Source organism: Cellulosimicrobium sp. BMG9.23 (genome assembly GCF_059159985.1).
This window is the reverse complement of the sequence record NZ_JBZGBZ010000002.1, coordinates 31,800-47,662: the sequence shown is the minus strand read 5'-3', so window position 1 is coordinate 47,662 and position 15,863 is coordinate 31,800. Positions and strand designations below refer to the sequence as shown.

General features: G+C 74.5%; 14 protein-coding genes. 7 read left to right on the top strand and 7 right to left on the bottom strand.

Features of this window, described 5'->3' with window-relative positions:
- Nucleotides 1-5: 5 nt before the first annotated feature.
- On the bottom strand, nt 6-710 hold the full coding sequence (locus tag AC4H2G_RS02285) for a TetR/AcrR family transcriptional regulator (protein WP_494364144.1): 705 nt from the start codon (nt 708-710) through the stop codon (nt 6-8).
- A 137-nt stretch (nt 711-847) separates the two neighbouring features.
- On the opposite strand from AC4H2G_RS02285, the gene AC4H2G_RS02280 reads away from it, so the two are divergent.
- Both AC4H2G_RS02280 and topA read left to right on the top strand, forming a co-directional pair.
- Nucleotides 848-1,930, top strand: coding sequence for a phosphatase PAP2 family protein (locus tag AC4H2G_RS02280; protein ID WP_494364143.1), 1,083 nt, complete (start codon nt 848-850; stop codon nt 1,928-1,930).
- Between the two features lie 136 nt (nt 1,931-2,066).
- On the top strand, nt 2,067-4,883 hold the full coding sequence (gene topA / locus AC4H2G_RS02275) for a type I DNA topoisomerase (protein WP_494364142.1): 2,817 nt from the start codon (nt 2,067-2,069) through the stop codon (nt 4,881-4,883).
- A 125-nt stretch (nt 4,884-5,008) separates the two neighbouring features.
- Here topA and AC4H2G_RS02270 read toward each other — a convergent pair whose 3' ends face one another.
- Nucleotides 5,009-7,753, bottom strand: coding sequence for an ABC transporter permease (locus AC4H2G_RS02270; protein WP_494364141.1), 2,745 nt, complete (start codon nt 7,751-7,753; stop codon nt 5,009-5,011).
- Complete coding sequence (locus AC4H2G_RS02265; protein ID WP_494364140.1) at nt 7,753-8,670, bottom strand: ABC transporter ATP-binding protein; 918 nt, start codon at nt 8,668-8,670, stop codon at nt 7,753-7,755. The genes AC4H2G_RS02270 and AC4H2G_RS02265 overlap by 1 nt, the downstream gene beginning before the upstream one ends.
- Nucleotides 8,671-8,799: 129 nt before the next feature.
- Between AC4H2G_RS02265 and AC4H2G_RS02260 the strand changes: the two genes are divergently transcribed.
- Complete coding sequence (locus tag AC4H2G_RS02260; RefSeq protein ID WP_494364139.1) at nt 8,800-9,876, top strand: Gfo/Idh/MocA family protein; 1,077 nt, start codon at nt 8,800-8,802, stop codon at nt 9,874-9,876.
- 6 nt (nt 9,877-9,882) lie between these two features.
- Here the strand turns inward: AC4H2G_RS02260 and AC4H2G_RS02255 are convergent, their stop codons facing one another.
- Complete coding sequence (locus AC4H2G_RS02255; RefSeq protein WP_494364138.1) at nt 9,883-10,113, bottom strand: hypothetical protein; 231 nt, start codon at nt 10,111-10,113, stop codon at nt 9,883-9,885.
- Between the two features lie 78 nt (nt 10,114-10,191).
- Between AC4H2G_RS02255 and AC4H2G_RS02250 the strand changes: the two genes are divergently transcribed.
- Complete coding sequence (locus AC4H2G_RS02250; RefSeq protein ID WP_494364137.1) at nt 10,192-10,677, top strand: MarR family winged helix-turn-helix transcriptional regulator; 486 nt, start codon at nt 10,192-10,194, stop codon at nt 10,675-10,677.
- Nucleotides 10,678-10,704: 27 nt separating this feature from the next.
- Here the strand turns inward: AC4H2G_RS02250 and AC4H2G_RS02245 are convergent, their stop codons facing one another.
- Nucleotides 10,705-11,403 carry an HAD-IA family hydrolase gene (locus tag AC4H2G_RS02245; protein ID WP_494364136.1) on the bottom strand — a complete coding sequence of 233 codons (699 nt, stop codon included), beginning with the start codon at nt 11,401-11,403 and terminating at the stop codon, nt 10,705-10,707.
- A 102-nt stretch (nt 11,404-11,505) separates the two neighbouring features.
- On the opposite strand from AC4H2G_RS02245, the gene tmk reads away from it, so the two are divergent.
- Nucleotides 11,506-12,261, top strand: a complete 756-nt coding sequence (tmk, locus tag AC4H2G_RS02240) for a dTMP kinase (RefSeq protein ID WP_494364135.1) — start codon at nt 11,506-11,508, stop codon at nt 12,259-12,261.
- Nucleotides 12,258-13,394, top strand: coding sequence for a DNA polymerase III subunit delta' (locus tag AC4H2G_RS02235; protein WP_494364134.1), 1,137 nt, complete (start codon nt 12,258-12,260; stop codon nt 13,392-13,394). The genes tmk and AC4H2G_RS02235 overlap by 4 nt, the downstream gene beginning before the upstream one ends.
- A 91-nt stretch (nt 13,395-13,485) precedes the next feature.
- Here AC4H2G_RS02235 and AC4H2G_RS02230 read toward each other — a convergent pair whose 3' ends face one another.
- Entirely contained in the window at nt 13,486-14,475 is a 990-nt protein-coding gene (locus AC4H2G_RS02230; protein WP_494364133.1) for a TIGR03557 family F420-dependent LLM class oxidoreductase, read from the bottom strand.
- 81 nt (nt 14,476-14,556) lie between these two features.
- Entirely contained in the window at nt 14,557-14,961 is a 405-nt protein-coding gene (locus tag AC4H2G_RS02225) for an SHOCT domain-containing protein (protein ID WP_494364132.1), read from the bottom strand.
- A gap of 206 nt (nt 14,962-15,167) precedes the next feature.
- Between AC4H2G_RS02225 and AC4H2G_RS02220 the strand changes: the two genes are divergently transcribed.
- Nucleotides 15,168-15,767 (top strand): hypothetical protein, encoded by a 600-nt coding sequence (locus AC4H2G_RS02220; RefSeq protein WP_494364131.1) that lies wholly within the window; start codon nt 15,168-15,170, stop codon nt 15,765-15,767.
- Nucleotides 15,768-15,863: the final 96 nt, after the last annotated feature.

Genomic DNA, 15,863 nt, shown 5'->3' with positions numbered 1-15,863 from the left:
GCCGCTCAGTCCAGGGGTCGCGGTCGCTGGGCGCCCGCGAGGGTGGCCGCGAGGATCGCCTCGATCGCGAAGGCCGTCGCCTCGGCGAGGTCGACGGCGTCCGGGTCGAGGAGCCACTGCGTCTGCAGGCCGTCCATGACGCCGATGATCGACGACGCCGCACGGTCGAGCGCCGCGTCGTCGAGCTCGAGGTCCACGTCGTCGGCCCCGGCGGCGCGGCGCTCCTCGACGACCTCGCGCAGCGCGCCCGCGATGTCTGCGCGGAGCACGGCGAACCGCGTGGTGACCCACGCGCTCGCGGGATGGCCGTCGGTCACGGCCTCGCCGGTGATGACGGTGTAGGCCTGGACGATGCCCGGGCGCTCGGCGTTCATCGCGGCGGTCAGCACGAGATGCCGGAACAGGTCGAGGCCCCCGGGGATGTGCCGACCCTCGAGGTGCGCGACGTCCTCCCGGTCACGGAACTCGAGGACGGCGGTGAGCAGCCGGTCCTTCGACCCGAAGTGGTGCAGCACGCCCGCGTGCGTGATGCCGACCTGCTCCGCGACCTCGGCCAGCGACCCCTGGTGGTACCCCCGGGACCCGAACACGTTCATCGCCGCACGGAGGATCTCCTCGCGCCGCGCGAGCGTCTCGGGGCGGGGGCGCCGCGGCCGACGGACGCGCGCGTCGCCGTCCGCGGGGAGCGGCCGCGAGGAGACGTCGGTCATGCTCGCCACCCTACTGCGGCGCGCGCCGTCGGCCCGGCTCTGTCCGCAGGTGGGGACCGGTCGCGGCCGGCCGGGAGGGACCACTTCCTGCTCCACGTCTTTCCCGAACTCCCACAGACGTCGCTTACGGTGGGAGGATGCCGTCCGACCACGCGCCGACGCGACCGCTGCCGACCGGTGGCGGGACCGGGACGCGCCCGCTGCCGGTCGCCGCTCCGGCCGGGCAGGCCGGACCGTACGGGCCGACCGTCGGACCGTACGCCGGGTACGCCGGGTCCGGCGCCGCGCCGTCGGCCCGTCCACCCGCAGGCCCGCGGGGCTGGGCCGGTACGTCACGCCCGACGGCGCAGCCCGGCCCGACGGCGCGGGTCACCCCGCGCGTCGTCGCCGCGCTGGTGGCGGTCGTCGCGGCGGCCCTCGCCTGGGCCGTGTGGCGGTTCTTCGTCGACACGTACGCGGGGCAGATGCTCGAGCGCGCGGCGTTCGACGGCGCGGTGAACGGGCAGGGCCCGCTGTGGACGCTCGGCGAGCCCGTGCTCGACACGGTGTCGGTGACGTTCGTCGTCGGCGGTCTCGCCGCGGCGATGGCGATCGCCGTCGTGCGGCGCCGCTGGGGCCTCGCGGTGCAGGTCGCCTTCCTCGTGGTGGGGGCCAACGTGACGACCCAGGCGGTCAAGCACGTGCTCCTCGGGCGCGAGAACCTCATCGGCGGGTGGACGGCCGAGAACTCGCTGCCGAGCGGGCACACGACCGTCGCGGCGTCGGTCGCGGCGGCGCTCCTGCTCGTGGTGCCGCGGCGTGGGCGTCCGCTGGTGGCGGTGCTCGGTGGGGCGTACACGGCCGCCATCGGTGTCTCGACGCTCGTCGGGCAGTGGCACCGTCCGAGCGACGTCGTCGCGGCCGTCCTCGTGGTGCTCGCGTGGGGCGCGCTCGTGTGCGCGTTCACGCCGCGCTCGTCGCTCGACCCGCGCGCCGGCGCCTCGCCGGGGTCCGTCGCCACGGCGGTGCTCCTGCTGGTGGGCGCCGCGGCGTCGGGCGCCGCGGCGCTGTGGGCCATGCGCGCGACCCCGGCCACGTGGGACACGACGACCCCGCAGGAGGCGACCGCCTACCTCGGTGGTGTCGCCGGCGTGGCCGCGGTGACGGCCGGCGTCTTCGCGCTGCTCCTGCTCGTCCGCCAGTCCACGGCTCGTCCGGTCGCCGTCGGGGTTCAGGGGTAGGGTGCCGCTGGCGCGGATGGCGTAACGTCGTAGGCTGCCCGGTCCGCGGCTCGGGACACGCGCCGACCGGGCGCCGACCGGCCCCCGCGAGAGGCCCGCGCACGGACACACTTCGTACCGACGAAAGCAGGATGGGATGCCACGCAAGCTCGTGATCGTCGAGTCGCCCGCCAAGGCTCGCAAGATCCAGGGCTACCTCGGCGACGACTACGAGGTCGAGGCGAGCGTCGGGCACATCCGGGACCTGCCGCAGCCGTCGGAGCTGCCCGCGGACATGAAGAAGGGCCCGTACGGGAAGTTCGCGGTCGACGTCGACAACGGCTTCGACCCGTACTACGAGGTCTACGCGGACAAGAAGAAGAAGGTCGCCGAGCTCAAGCGCGCCCTCAAGGACGCCGACGAGCTCTACCTCGCGACGGACGAGGACCGCGAGGGCGAGGCCATCGCGTGGCACCTGCTGGAAGCGCTCAAGCCGAAGGTCCCGGTCAAGCGCATGGTGTTCCACGAGATCACGCGCGAGGCGATCCAGCGGGCGCTGCAGAACACGCGCGACCTGGACACGAGCCTGGTCGACGCGCAGGAGACGCGCCGCATCCTGGACCGGCTCTACGGCTACGAGGTCTCGCCGGTGCTGTGGCGCAAGGTCCGCCAGGGCCTGTCCGCCGGTCGCGTACAGTCCGTCGCGACGCGCCTCGTCGTCGAGCGCGAGCGCGAGCGCATGGCGTTCGTCGCGGCGGAGTACTGGGACGTCACCGGCACGTTCGGCCTCGCCGGCGAGGCTGCGGCGGCTGCCCCGGACGACGCCGGCAAGGCGTTCGGCGCCCGCCTCGTGCAGCTGGGCGACGCGCGGGTCGCGTCGGGCCGCGACTTCGACGACCGTGGTCAGCTCAAGCCGGCCGCTCAGCGCGACGGCGCGCGCCAGCTCGACGAGGCCACGGCCGGTGCGGTCGTCGCCGGTCTCGCCGGCGCCGACTTCACGGTCCGCTCGCTCGAGACCAAGCCGTACACGCGCCGTCCCGCCGCGCCGTTCACGACGTCGACCCTCCAGCAGGAGGCGAGCCGCAAGCTGCGCATGTCCTCGCGGCAGACGATGCGCACCGCGCAGTCGCTGTACGAGAACGGGTACATCACCTACATGCGTACCGACTCGCCGTCGCTGTCGAGCGAGGCGACGAGCGCTGCGCGGCGTCAGGCCGCCGAGCTCTACGGCGCGGACTTCGTGCCCGAGAAGCCGCGCGTGTACACGTCGAAGAACGCCGGCGCGCAGGAGGCGCACGAGGCCATCCGCCCGGCGGGCGACTCGTTCCGCACGCCCGCGCAGGTCGCGAAGGAGCTCAGCGGCGACCAGTTCAAGCTCTACGAGCTCGTGTGGAAGCGCACGGTCGCGTCGCAGATGGGGGACGCCAAGGGGTCGACGGCGTCCGTGCGCCTCGCCGCGCCGCTCGCCGCCGCACCGGGGACCGAGGAAGCCGGGGTCGCCGGGCACGACGCGGTGTTCGCGGCGTCGGGCACGGTCATCACGTTCCGCGGCTTCCTCGCGGCCTACGAGGAGAGCTCGGACGTCGACCGGTACGCCGAGGACTCCCTCGGTGCGGCGGGCAAGGGCGGCGACACGGACGGCGAGGCCCGCCTGCCGCAGATGACGCAGGGTGACGCGCTGCGTGGCGAGGACCTCGAGGCGGCCGGGCACTCGACGTCGGCCCCGCCCCGCTACACCGAGGCGAGCCTCGTCAAGGCGCTCGAGGAGCTCGGCATCGGCCGTCCGTCGACGTACGCGTCGACGATCTCGACCATCCAGGACCGCGGCTACGTGCTGACGCGCGGCCAGGCGATGGTGCCGAGCTGGCTCGCGTTCGCCGTCGTGCGCCTGCTCGAGGAGCACTTCGACCGGCTCGTGGACTACCGCTTCACCGCCGCGATGGAGGCGGACCTCGACGAGATCGCGGCCGGGCGCCGGGACCGCGTGGAGTGGCTCACGCAGTTCTACTTCGGCGACGCCGCGAAGGGCGGCTCGGGGGAGGGGCTGCGCGAGCTCGTCGAGAACCTCGGCGACATCGACGCGCGGGGCATCAACTCCGTGCCGATCGGCGAGGGCCTCCAACTGCGCGTCGGGCGCTACGGCCCCTACGTCGAGGACCTGTCGGTCGAGGTCAAGGAGGGCGAGAACCCGCCCCGCGCCTCGGTGCCCGACGACGTCGCCCCCGACGAGCTGACCGTCGCCAAGGCGCGCGAGCTGCTCGCCGCGGGTGCCGACGACGGCAGGGTGCTGGGCACGGACCCGGTCTCGGGCAACGACATCATCGCGAAGGCCGGCCGCTACGGCCCGTACGTGACGGAGGTGCTGGACCTCCCGCCGATCGACACGAGCCTGTCCGCCGCAGCGCAGAAGCGGGCCAAGGCCGCGCAGCCCAAGCCGCGCACGGGCTCGCTGCTCAAGACGCAGACGCTCGACTCGATCACGCTCGAGGACGCCCTGCAGCTCCTGTCGCTGCCGCGCGTCGTCGGCACGGACCCGGAGTCGGGCGAGGAGATCACGGCGCAGAACGGCCGCTACGGCCCGTACCTCAAGAAGGGCACGGACTCGCGCACCCTCCCGAGCGAGGAGGCGATGTTCACCGTGACGCTCGACGAGGCGATCGAGCTGTACAAGCAGCCGAAGCGCGGCCGCGGCCGGGGCGCCGCGACCCCGCCGCTGCGCGAGCTCGGCGACGACCCGACGACGGGCACGCCGATCGTCGTCAAGGACGGCCGCTTCGGGGCCTACGTGACCGACGGCGAGACGAACCGCACGCTGCCGCGTGACGTCACGCCCGAGTCGATCACGCCCGAGCGCGCGATCGAGCTCCTCGCGGAGAAGCGCGCGCAGGGCCCGGCGAAGAAGCGCACCCCCGCCAAGAAGCCGGCGGCGAAGAAGACTCCCGCGAAGAAGCCCGCCGCCAAGTCGACGAAGTAGCTCCTCGCTCCGTCGAGGTAGAACCGCAGGTCGCGAGGTAGAGCTCCCGGAGTTCTACCTCGCGACCTGCTGTTCTATCTCGCGGGGCGGGCCGCTCGGTCGACGGTGGCTCGGTCGACGGTGGCTCAGTCGACGGTCACCGCGTCGAGCACCGGCAGGCGCGCGGCGCGGATCGCCGGCCACACGCTCGCGACCAGCCCGATGACGACGGCCGCGCCGAGGATTGCGAGCACCTGCCCCCAGGGGATCGCGAGCGTGCTCAGGCCCTCGTCGGCGAGCACGCCGGGCAGCGCGGCGCCGATCCCGATGCCCGTCGCCACGCCCAGCACCGTCCCGTACACCGCCGTCAGCACCGACTCGATCGCGATGATCCCGGCGAGCTGGAGCCGCCCGAGCCCGACGGCGCGCAGCAGACCGATCTCGCGCGTGCGCTCGATGACCGACAGCGCGAGGGTGTTGACGATGCCGAGCAGCGCGATGACGATCGACAGCGCGAGGAGCGCGTAGAGGATCACGAGCACCTGGTCGACCTGGTCCGCGAACGCCGACGCCGTCTCCTCGCGGTCCAGGACGGTCAGCACGAGGTAGGGCGCGACGGCGTCGGTCAGGCCTACCCGGAGCGCGTCGAGCTGGGCGGGGCTCGCGTCGTCCGCGGCGCCCACGTAGACGATCCGGACGCTCGCCTGGGCGGGCGGCACGACGTCGTCGAACACGTCGTCCCGCACGAGGATGCCGGTGCCGACGAGCTGGCTGTCGATGATCGCGCCGACCTGCGCCTCGACCACCGCGGCGCTCGCGCCACCCGCGGCGTCGCCCCCGCCCTCGCCGCCGAGCCGCAGCGTGTCGCCGATCTCCCAGCCGCGCTCGCGCGCGGTCCGCCGGTGCACGACGACGTCCCCGTCCTCGAGCGTCGACGTCGGGTCTCCCTCGAGCGCCACCGGGTCGAGCGACGTCTCGAAGAACGTCGCCGGGACGCCCGCGACGTCGGTCCCGCGCGCCTCCTCCTCGCCGGACCCGACCGTCGCGACCGGCGCGAGCCCGAGCCGCACCGTGTCGACGGTCTCGGCGCCCGGCACCGCGCGCACCGCGTCGACCGCGCCGCCGGGGACCGTCTGGGTCGCCGAATCGACGACGAGGTCCGCGCGCACCTCGGTCTCCACGATGCTCCGCACCGACGCCTGCGTGGACGCCGCGATGACCCCCGTGACGGAGACCAGCGCCATGCCGATGAGCAGCGCCCCGGCCGTGCTCGCCGTCCGTCGAGGGTTGCGCGTGACGTTGCCGCGCGCGAGGCGCCCGAGCGGCCGGAGCGTGACGACGAGCGGCCACGCCAGAACGGTGAGAACGCCCCGCGCCACCGCGGGCGAGCCCACGAGGACGCCGACGAGCACGAGCCCGGCTCCGACCCCGAGAAGCACGCGCGGGCTGAGGTCGTCGACCCACGTCCACCCGGTCGGCATGCCCGCGACGGACGACCCGAGGTACGCGGCGAGCCACAGGATCCCGGCGCCGACCAGGACGAGCACGAACCCGCCGACCGCCCGGGCGAGGGTGCCGCGCTCGGGGGCGACGTCGTCGCGCATGGCCTGGACGGGCGGGATCGCCGCGGCCCTGCGCGCGGGCAGGACCGCAGCGAGGACGCTCACGACCGCGCCGAGCCCGACCGCCGCGGCGAGCTGTGTCCCGCCGAGCGGGACGCGGCCGGAGAACTCCATGCCGGCCGCAGCGAGTCCCCAGCGGATGACGCGCACGAGCGCCGCCCCGCCGGCGACGCCGAGAGCCCCGCCGACCAGACCGACCACGAGGGCCTGGGCCAGCACCGAGGAGAACACCTGGCCCGGCGAGGCCCCGAGCGCGCGCAGCAGCGCGAGCTCGCGCAGGCGCTCGCGCACCGACATCTGGAACGTGTTGGCGATGATGAACGTCGCGACGAACAGCGCGATCGCGGCGAAGACGAGGAGGAACGTCTCGACGAACCCGAGGACCTCCTCGACCGCCTCGCTCGCCTCCTCGCGCGCCTGCGTCCCGGACACGGCCTCCGCGCCGTCGGGCAGCACGGCCTCCACGCGCTCGGCGAGCGCCTCCTCGTCGGCGGCGGTCGCGGCGGTGCCACCGGTACCACCAGCGCCCCCCGTGCCGTCCGTGTCGTCGTCGTCCGACCCGCCGCCCGTCTCGCTCCCCGAGGCCCAGACCGCGATCTGCGCGACCTGGCCGTCGGGCGCGAAGACCTCGCGCGCAGTCGCGTCGTCGAGGCCGATCAGGACTGCCCCGGCGGAGGCGGCCTCGATCCCGAACACGCCCGAGACGGTGACCGGCCGCGGCTCGTCGCCGAGCACGATCGTCGTCTCGTCCCCGGTGCTCAGCCCGGCGGCCTCCGCGGCGCTCTCCTCGAGCACGATCTCGCCCGTGCTCGGCCACGCGCCGTCGAGCAGGGTGAGGCTCGGGTCCTCCTCGTCGACGGCGAGCGCCACGCTCGGTGGGCCGTTCGTCACGACGGCCGTGCCGTCCGCGGCGACGAGGACCGCAGGGCCCGAGATGTCGGCGGCGGCGCGGTCCACGCCGTCGACGTCCTCGATCGTCGCGACGAGGTCGTCCGGGACGAGCGTGCGCTCCGCGGCGAACCCTCCGCCGGTCGCGCCCCCGCCGCCGCTCCCGCCCTCCTGCGGGGCGGCCCCCGTGACCTCCTGCGAGCCCCGCACGTAGACGTCGGCGACGAGCGTCGTCGCGATGATGTCGTCGAACGTCGACGACAGCATGCCGCGGAACGCGAACGTCCCCACCACGAACGCGACGCCCAGCGTCACGGCGAGGACGGACAGCACGAAGCGCACGAGGTGCGCGCGGACCCCGCGCAGCGCGACGCGGAGCATCACTGCCCGTCCGACGGCGCGAGGTGACGCCCGCGCACCTCGGGCGCGCGGGCGTCGCCCGGCGTACGGGCGTCGTCGGGCACCGAGGAGGGACGGATCGCGCTGCCGTCCGTGTCACCGCCCGCGGACGCGGCGAGGGCGTCGAGGATGTCCTGCTGGGTCGGGTCGTGCAGCTCGCCCGAGATCGTGCCGTCCGCGAGGAAGACGACCCGGTGCGCGTACGACGCGGCGCGCGGATCGTGCGTGACCATGACGACTGTCTGGTCGAGCTCGTCGACAGACCGGCGCAGGAACCCGAGCACCTCCCCGGCGGAGCGCGAGTCGAGGTTGCCCGTGGGCTCGTCGGCGAACACGATCGACGGCCGCGACACGAGCGCGCGCGCACACGCGACGCGCTGCTGCTGGCCTCCGGACAGCTCGGACGGCCGGTGGTGCAGCCGGTCGCGCAGCCCCACGGCGTCGACCACCTCGTCGAACCAGGCCCGGTCCACGGGGGCGCGGGCGATGTCGAGCGGGAGCGTGATGTTCTCGGCCGCCGTCAGCGTCGGCACGAGGTTGTACGACTGGAAGACGAACCCCACGCGCGTGCGGCGCAGCGCGGTGAGCCGCCGCTGCGACATGCGGCTGATCTCCTGCCCGTCGACCACGACGCTGCCTGACGTCGGCGAGTCGAGGCCGGCGAGACAGTGCATGAGCGTCGACTTCCCCGACCCGGACGGGCCCATGATCGCCGTGAGCCGGCCGCGCGCGAAGTCGACGTCGACGCCGTCGAGCGCACGGACCGACGTGTCGCCCGTGCCGTACACCTTGACGAGACCGCGCGCGCTCGCGCGGGGCTCGGGAGTGCGGGGAGGCGGGTGCTCCGGCGAGCGCGGCCGGTCGGGGGACGAGGCGGGCTGGCCCGCGGCTGTCGGCATGGCCTCATCGTGGCGTGCCGGTCGCCACCGCGCATCACCCGGGCACGTCGCCGTCCCGGGTGCGGCCTTCCGGGACCGGACCTCGGGCACGCCGTCCTGGCACCGCTCCCACCGGGTTACCGTGTGGCCATGAGCGACGCCGCCGTCCCCCGCGCCCTGACCTCCGCCCACGACCTGCCCGCCGACGTGCTGGCCGAGCTGTCCGGTCTCGTGCCCGACCCGCGGTCGGCGTCGACCGTGCGCTGGGGCATCCTCGGCGCGGGCGGGATCGCGTCGTCGTTCGCGGAGGCGGTGCGCCGGCACACGCAGAGCCGCGTCGCGTCCGTGGGGTCCCGCGACCGCGTGCGCGCCGAGCGCTTCGCGACGTCGCACGGCATCCCGACGACGCACGAGGGCTACGAGGCGCTCGTGGAGGACCCGCAGGTGGACGTCGTGTACGTCGCGACGCCGCACTCGCACCACCACGAGCACGCCCTGCTCGCGATCCGCGCGGGCAAGCACGTGCTCGTCGAGAAGGCCTTCACGCGCAACGAGGCCGAGGCGCGCGAGGTGCTCGACGCCGCGCGCGAAGCGGGCGTGTTCGTCATGGAGGCGATGTGGACGCGGTTCCTGCCGCACGTCGCAGCGCTGCGCGGCGTGATCGCGCGCGGCGAGATCGGCGACGTCGTCAACCTCAGCGCGGACCACGGCCAGCTCTTCGCGTTCGACCCGGCGCACCGGCTCTACGCGGCGGAGCTCGCGGGCGGCGCGCTGCTCGACCTCGGCGTGTACCCGGTGTCGTTCGCGCACGACCTGCTGGGCGCGCCGTCGTCGGTCACCGCGGTGGGGGCTCTGACGGAGACGGGTGTCGACGGCCAGGTGAGCATCGTGCTGGGCTACGAGGGCGGCGCGCAGGCGACGCTCTCGACGACGCTGTGGTCGCGCACCGCGACGGGCGCCGTGATCTCCGGGACGGCAGGGCGCATCGAGGTCGAGGGGGCGTTCTACGCGCCGACGTCGTTCCGGGTCGTCCTGAACGACGGGTCGTCGTGGTTCTACGACGGCTTCTCGGGCGAGGGCAAGCAGTACCAGGCCGCCGAGGTCGCGCGGCGCATCACGGCGGGCGAGACGCAGAGCCCGCGCATGTCGTGGGACGGCACGCTCGAGGTCATGCGCACGCTCGACGAGGTGCGCCGCCAGGTGGGGGTCGTCTACCCGGGCGAGTGAGCCCGGTCAGTCGGTGTGCTCGACGACGTAGCTGCGGCCGTCGGGGCCCGTCACCCGCTCGAAGCGCGTCCGCAGCTCCTGGTCGCGCTCGCGCTCGGCATCGGACACCCCGCGCCCGTCGGCGTCGTGGCGGCCCAGCTGGGCCGGGCCGAAGATCGGGAGGAAGCGCTCGGTGAGGCGCATGCCGAGCGAGCGCTCGTCCTTCGGCCTGGTGCTTCTCGCCGACCTTCTCGTCATCGCCGCCTGCCTATCGTTGCTTGGTGCACCAATTATTGGTGCACCACACGATAGCGCGATCCGGGCTACCCTGGCGACGTGACGGACACCTCGCACCCCGGCAGCGCCACGCTCGTCGACCCGCTCGCGCTCGAGGCGCAGGTCTGCTTCGCGCTGTCGGCCGGGGCCCGCGGGATGGTCGCGCTGTACCGGCCGCTCCTCGAGCCGCTCGGCATCACCCACCCGCAGTACCTCGTGCTGCTCGCCCTGTGGCAGGACGACGCCGCCGGCACCACCTCGACCGTCGGCGACCTCGCGACGCGCCTGCACCTCGACGCGGGGACGCTCTCGCCGCTGCTCAAGCGGCTCGAGACGCTCGGCTACGTGCGGCGGGAGCGCTCGCCCGACGACGGCCGCCAGGTCCGCGTGACGCTCACTCCTGAGGGGCGCGAGCGCCGGCGGGATGCCGAGCGCATCCCGCCGGCGATCGTGGCCGCGACCGGCCTGGGCCTCGACGAGCTCGCCGAGGTGCACGCCGCGGCGTCGAAGGTCGTCGCGGCGGCCCTGCGCGCAGGCGTGTACTGACCTCGCCCGTCCGCTCCCGCGCAGCGGTCAGGCGTCGGTGACGCGCACGCCGTCCGGCCCGACGACGAAGCGCACCGCGGCCAGTCCCGTCGCCACGGCGTCGGGGGCGGGGGACGCGGCCGCCAGCTCCTCGGCGGAGTGCGTCCCCGTCACGGCGAGCACCGCGCACCCGGCCGCGTGCGCCGCGGCGATGCCCGCGGGGGCGTCCTCGACGACGAGGCAGCGCGCCGGGTCCACGCCGAGCCGCTCCGCGCCGAGCAGGAACGGGTCCGGGTCGGGCTTGCCGCGCTCGACGTCGTCGGCGGTGACCACGACGGACGGCGCCACCAGGCCGGACGCCGCCATGCGGGCGGCCGCGAGCGGCGTCGTGCACGACGTGACGATCGCCTGGCGCTCGGGCGGGAGCGTCGTGAGGGCCTCTCGTGTCCCCGCGAGGACCGTCACGCCCTCGTTGTCGACCAGCTCGAGCTCGTGGATCCGCTCGTAGGCGGCCTCCACGCGGTCGGCGGGGAGGAGGGTCCCGATGAGAGTCCGAGCGGGCATCCCGTGCTGGATCTGGAAGTCCTCGGGGTCGGGGAGGCCCTGCTCGGCCGCCCAGCGCTTCCAGCTCCGGTCGACCGCCGGTACCGAGTCGATGAGCGTGCCGTCCATGTCGAACAGGACGGCGTCGAACGTGCGGTCCGCGAACGCGGCACCGGGAGCGGGGATCAGGGCAGGACGAGGCATGGTCCCGAGGCTAACCCGGTCGCCACGCGGACGGCGCCGGGCAGCCCGCCAGGGTGCTCCGAGGGCGGCGTCCTGTCCGACGCCGCGACTAGGGTGGACGTCGTGAGCGCACCCGGGTACTTCATCTCGTTCGAGGGCGGCGACGGCGTCGGCAAGTCCACGCAGTCCCGCCTGCTCGGGCAGTGGCTCGGCGAGCTGACGGGCCGCGAGGTCGTGCTGACGCGCGAGCCGGGCGGCACGACGCTCGGCAAGGAGCTGCGCGCCGCCGTCCTGCACGGCGAGGACATGGACCCGCGCACCGAGGCGCTGATCTACGCGGCCGACCGCGCGCACCACGTCGCGAGCCTCGTGCGCCCGGCCCTCGAGCGCGGGGCGATCGTCGTGACGGACCGGTACCTCGACTCGTCGGTCGCCTACCAGGCGGGCGGGCGCGAGCTCGGGGCCGACGAGGTCGAGCTCATCTCGCGCTGGGCCGTCCAGGACCTCATGCCCGACGTGACGATCCTGCTCGACCTCGACCCGGCCGTGGCCGCGGGCCGGATCCGCCGCACGCACGACCGCCTGGAGCGCGCCGGCGCGGAGTTCCACCGCCGCACGCGCGAGGCGTTCCTCGCGCGCGCGGCCGCCGCGCCCGGGCGCTGGGTCGTGCTCGACGCCGCGGCGCCGGTGGACGACCTGCAGGCGCAGATCCGCGTCGACGTCGCCGCGCGGCTCGAGCTGACGCCCGTCGTCGAGGAGGCCGAGGACACGATCGAGGCGCGTCCGGACGACGGGTTCGACGACTCGGACAGCGCGCTCGGCTACGAGCCGGACGCAGGGCTCGGGCTCGACACCCGGCCGCGGGGCGCGGGAGCGTGAGCGTCTGGGACGACGTCGTCGGGCAGGAGCAGGCCGTCGCGACGCTGAGCGCCGCGGTGGCCGACCCGGCCGCGATGACCCACGCCTGGCTGCTCACCGGCCCGCCGGGGTCCGGCCGCTCCAACGCCGCGCGGGCGTTCGCCGCCGCGCTCCAGTGCGAGCAGGGCGGGTGCGGCCGGTGCCAGGCGTGCCGCACCGTCCTCGCAGGCACGCACCCGGACGTCACGCTCGTGGCGACCGAGCTCGTGACGATCAAGATCGACGAGGTGCGCGACCTGCTCACCGTCGCGAGCCGCAGCCCGTCGCAGGGCCGACGGCGCGTGATCGTCGTCGAGGACGCGGACCGCATGGCGGAACGCACCACGAACGTGCTGCTCAAGGCGATCGAGGAGCCGGCCCCGCACACCGTGTGGGTGCTGTGCGCCCCGAGCCCGCAGGACGTGCTCGTCACCATCCGGTCGCGCTGCCGCGGCGTCGTGCTCCGGGTCCCGCCCGTCGAGGCCGTGGCGCGGCTGCTCGTCGCGCGCGACGGGATCGACCCGGCCGTCGCCGAGGCGTCGGCGCGCGCGGCGCAGAGCCACATCGGCCTCGCGCGCCGGCTCGCGCGGGACGCGGGCGCGCGCGAGCGCCGGAGCTCGGTGCTGTCCCTCGCCCGCCGGATCCGGGGCGTGGGCGACGCGGTCCTCGCCGCCGGGGAGCTCGTGGAGCTCGCGCAGGCCGAGGCGAAGGCAGCCACCGAGGAGCGCGACGCCGGCGAGAAGGCGGAGCTCCTGCGAGCGCTCGGTGTCGTCGACGGCGAGACGCTGCCGCCGCGGCTGCGCTCGCAGCTGCGCGACCTCGAGGCGGACCAGAAGCGCCGCGCGACCCGGCACCAGCGCGACGTGCTCGACCGCGCGATGGTCGACCTGCTCTCGCTCTACCGCGACGTGCTCGTGGTCCAGCTCGGCGCGGAGGTCGAGCTCGTCAACACCGGGCTCGCCGAGACGGTCCAGGCGCTCGCAGAGGACTCGACGCCCGAGCAGACGGTGCGCCGCATGGACGCCATCGGTGTCGCGCGCGAGCGGCTCGAGGGCAACGTCGCACCGCTGCTCGCCGTCGAGGCCATGACCGTCGCGCTGCGCCCGCAGGGCTGACCGTCCGAGCCCGCCGCGTTCGCGTCGGACCGGACCCGCGTCGGACCGGACCCGCGTCGGACCGGACCCGCGTCGGACCGGACCCGCGGCGTCAGGACGAGGGCGCGGCCGCCCGCAGCTTCTCCAGGAGCGGCTCGGCCACCTCGTCGAGGAACTCCTGCTGGCCCTGCTCGCCCACCTGGACGAGGGCGAGGTCGGTGAAGCCGGCCTCCCACCAGGCGGACGCCGCCTCGACGATCGCGTCGAGGTCCGGTCCGCACGGGATCGACGCCGCGACGTCCTCGGGCCGGACGAACTGGCTCGCCGCCTCGAACGCCTCGGTCGTCGGCAGGTCCGCGTTGACGCGCCACCCGCCGCCGAACCAGCGGAACTGGTCGTGCGCGCGGGTCACCGCGGCCTCCTCGTCGCGGTCCCAGCAGATCGGCATCTGCCCGACGACGCGCGACGGCGGGAGGTCGACGTCGGTGCGGGCCGCGCTCCAGCGCTCCACGACGGCGCCGTCGGGCTCGGTCGTCACGAGGTGGTCGGCGAGCGGGGCGAAGCGCTCGATCGACTGCGGTCCCGACACGGCGACGCCGATCTCGACCGTCTCGTCCGGCAGGTCCCACAGGCGGGCCGAGTCGACGCGGAAGTGCACGCCCTCGAAGGTCAGCTTCTCCCCGTCGAGCAGCGACCGGATGATCTCGACGGCCTCCTCGAGCATGTCGTGCCGCTCGCCGACGGCTGGCCAGCGCTCGCCCGCCACGTGCTCGTTGAGGTTCTCGCCCGCGCCGAGGCCGAGCGTGAAGCGGTCGTCCGAGAGCAGCGACACCGTCGCCGCCTTCTGCGCGACGACGGCGGGGTGGTAGCGCAGCAGCGGGCACGTCACGTACGTCATGAGCCCGACGCGCTCCGTCGCCTGGGCGACCGCCCCGAGGACGGACCACGCGTAGGGGGAGTGCCCCTGGGCGTCGAGCCACGGGAAGTAGTGGTCGCTCATCACCTCGAAGTCGAAGCCACGCCGCTCGGCGTCGACCGCGTGGGCGACCAGCTCGCGCGGGCCGGACTGCTCGGTCATGAGGGTGTATCCGAATCGGGTCATGTCCCGATCGTGGGACGGCCCGGGCGCACCCGCACGCGGGGCACCCGGGCCGTCGTCGGTCCGCCGAGGATCAGTCGAGGCTCAGGCGAGGGCCTTGGCCTTGAGGTGCGCGAACTCCTCGGGCGTGATGGCGCCCGAGTCGAGGAGCGCCTTGGCGTTCGCGATCTCGTCCGTCGGCGAGGAGCCGGCGACCTTGCGGATGTACGAGTCGGTGTCCTGCTTGGCCTGCGTCACGGCCTCGACCTGACGCTCCGCCATGCCGCGTCCGCGGGCGATCAGGTAGACGAGCGCGGTCAGCACCGGCAGGAAGATGAGGAAGAGGATCCACACCGCCTTCCACCAGCCGGAGAGGTCCCGGTCACGGAACAGGTCCGCGACGATCTGGAAGAGGACGATCAGATACGCGATGAAGAAGAAGCTCCAGACGAGCAACCAGAAAAAGTCCCAGAAGTCCACGGTTCCGCCCTTTCTCGACGAGTTCCGCATCCTGCGCGAACGGTCGCCGCGCGAAGGCTTGCAGCGCTGAACCTAGCGACACGGACCACATCGCGCGCGGCGAACGGGAGAAATCGCCCTGCCGTGACCGATCCGCCCGGGCCGCTGCACGCCGGACGTGTCGCGCGTGCCGTGCCGACCGGCCTGCGCCAGGATGGGGGCCGACAGCCCGACCCGCTCCGACGCAAGGAGACACCATGGTCCCCACCCGCCGCGCACCGCACCCCGCGATCCGCCTGTCGATGGTCGTCGGGCTGGCGCTCGCCGCGTCGACGCTCGCCGCGTGCGCGTCGTCCACGGACGGCGGTGGTGACGAGACGACGTCGGCGTCGGAGTCACCGTCCGACGACGGCACGACGGACGAGACGACGGCCGAGCCCACCGAGGGCACGCCGTCGATGGCGCCCGACGCCGCGTCGATGACGATCGAGGCGGGCGCCACCGGGAAGGGCCTGCCGTCGGGCGTCGACGGGCCGACGGAGGGCGGCACCGGTGCGGCGTGGAGCGCCGAGCCGGGACTGCTGTACGTCATCACCTACGGGTCGAGCACGTGCCCTCTCGTCGCGGAGCCCGACGCCACCGTCCAGGGGACGGACGTCGTGGTGACGCTCGTCGAGATCCCCGCGGACTCCGTCTGCACGATGGACCTCGTCCCGGCGACGTCGGTCGTCGCCGTCCCCGACGACGTCGACGCGTCCGCCGAGGTGACCGCCGTGCTCGGTGACCAGGGGAGCGTCGTCGTGCCGCCCGCGGTCGACGGGGCGACGGGCGAGGCGGCGTGGGTGGAGCAGCAGTAGCCCCGCCCGCCCGGCGGTTGCGGTGAAGAGCGTGTGGAAGGACGACCCTCCGGACGAACCCCTGCCAGGAGGGGCGATCGGAGCGGCTACCGTGTC

Coding starts and splice junctions, on each gene's coding strand:
- AC4H2G_RS02225 (WP_494364132.1), bottom strand. CDS start 14,961: ATGCGGAACTCGTCGAGAAAGGGCGGAACCGTGGACTTCTGGGACTTT.
- AC4H2G_RS02245 (WP_494364136.1), bottom strand. CDS start 11,403: ATGCCTCGTCCTGCCCTGATCCCCGCTCCCGGTGCCGCGTTCGCGGAC.
- AC4H2G_RS02280 (WP_494364143.1), top strand. CDS start 848: ATGCCGTCCGACCACGCGCCGACGCGACCGCTGCCGACCGGTGGCGGG.
- topA (WP_494364142.1), top strand. CDS start 2,067: ATGCCACGCAAGCTCGTGATCGTCGAGTCGCCCGCCAAGGCTCGCAAG.
- AC4H2G_RS02220 (WP_494364131.1), top strand. CDS start 15,168: ATGGTCCCCACCCGCCGCGCACCGCACCCCGCGATCCGCCTGTCGATG.
- AC4H2G_RS02285 (WP_494364144.1), bottom strand. CDS start 710: ATGACCGACGTCTCCTCGCGGCCGCTCCCCGCGGACGGCGACGCGCGC.
- AC4H2G_RS02255 (WP_494364138.1), bottom strand. CDS start 10,113: ATGACGAGAAGGTCGGCGAGAAGCACCAGGCCGAAGGACGAGCGCTCG.
- AC4H2G_RS02270 (WP_494364141.1), bottom strand. CDS start 7,753: ATGCTCCGCGTCGCGCTGCGCGGGGTCCGCGCGCACCTCGTGCGCTTC.
- AC4H2G_RS02265 (WP_494364140.1), bottom strand. CDS start 8,670: ATGCCGACAGCCGCGGGCCAGCCCGCCTCGTCCCCCGACCGGCCGCGC.
- AC4H2G_RS02260 (WP_494364139.1), top strand. CDS start 8,800: ATGAGCGACGCCGCCGTCCCCCGCGCCCTGACCTCCGCCCACGACCTG.
- AC4H2G_RS02230 (WP_494364133.1), bottom strand. CDS start 14,475: ATGACCCGATTCGGATACACCCTCATGACCGAGCAGTCCGGCCCGCGC.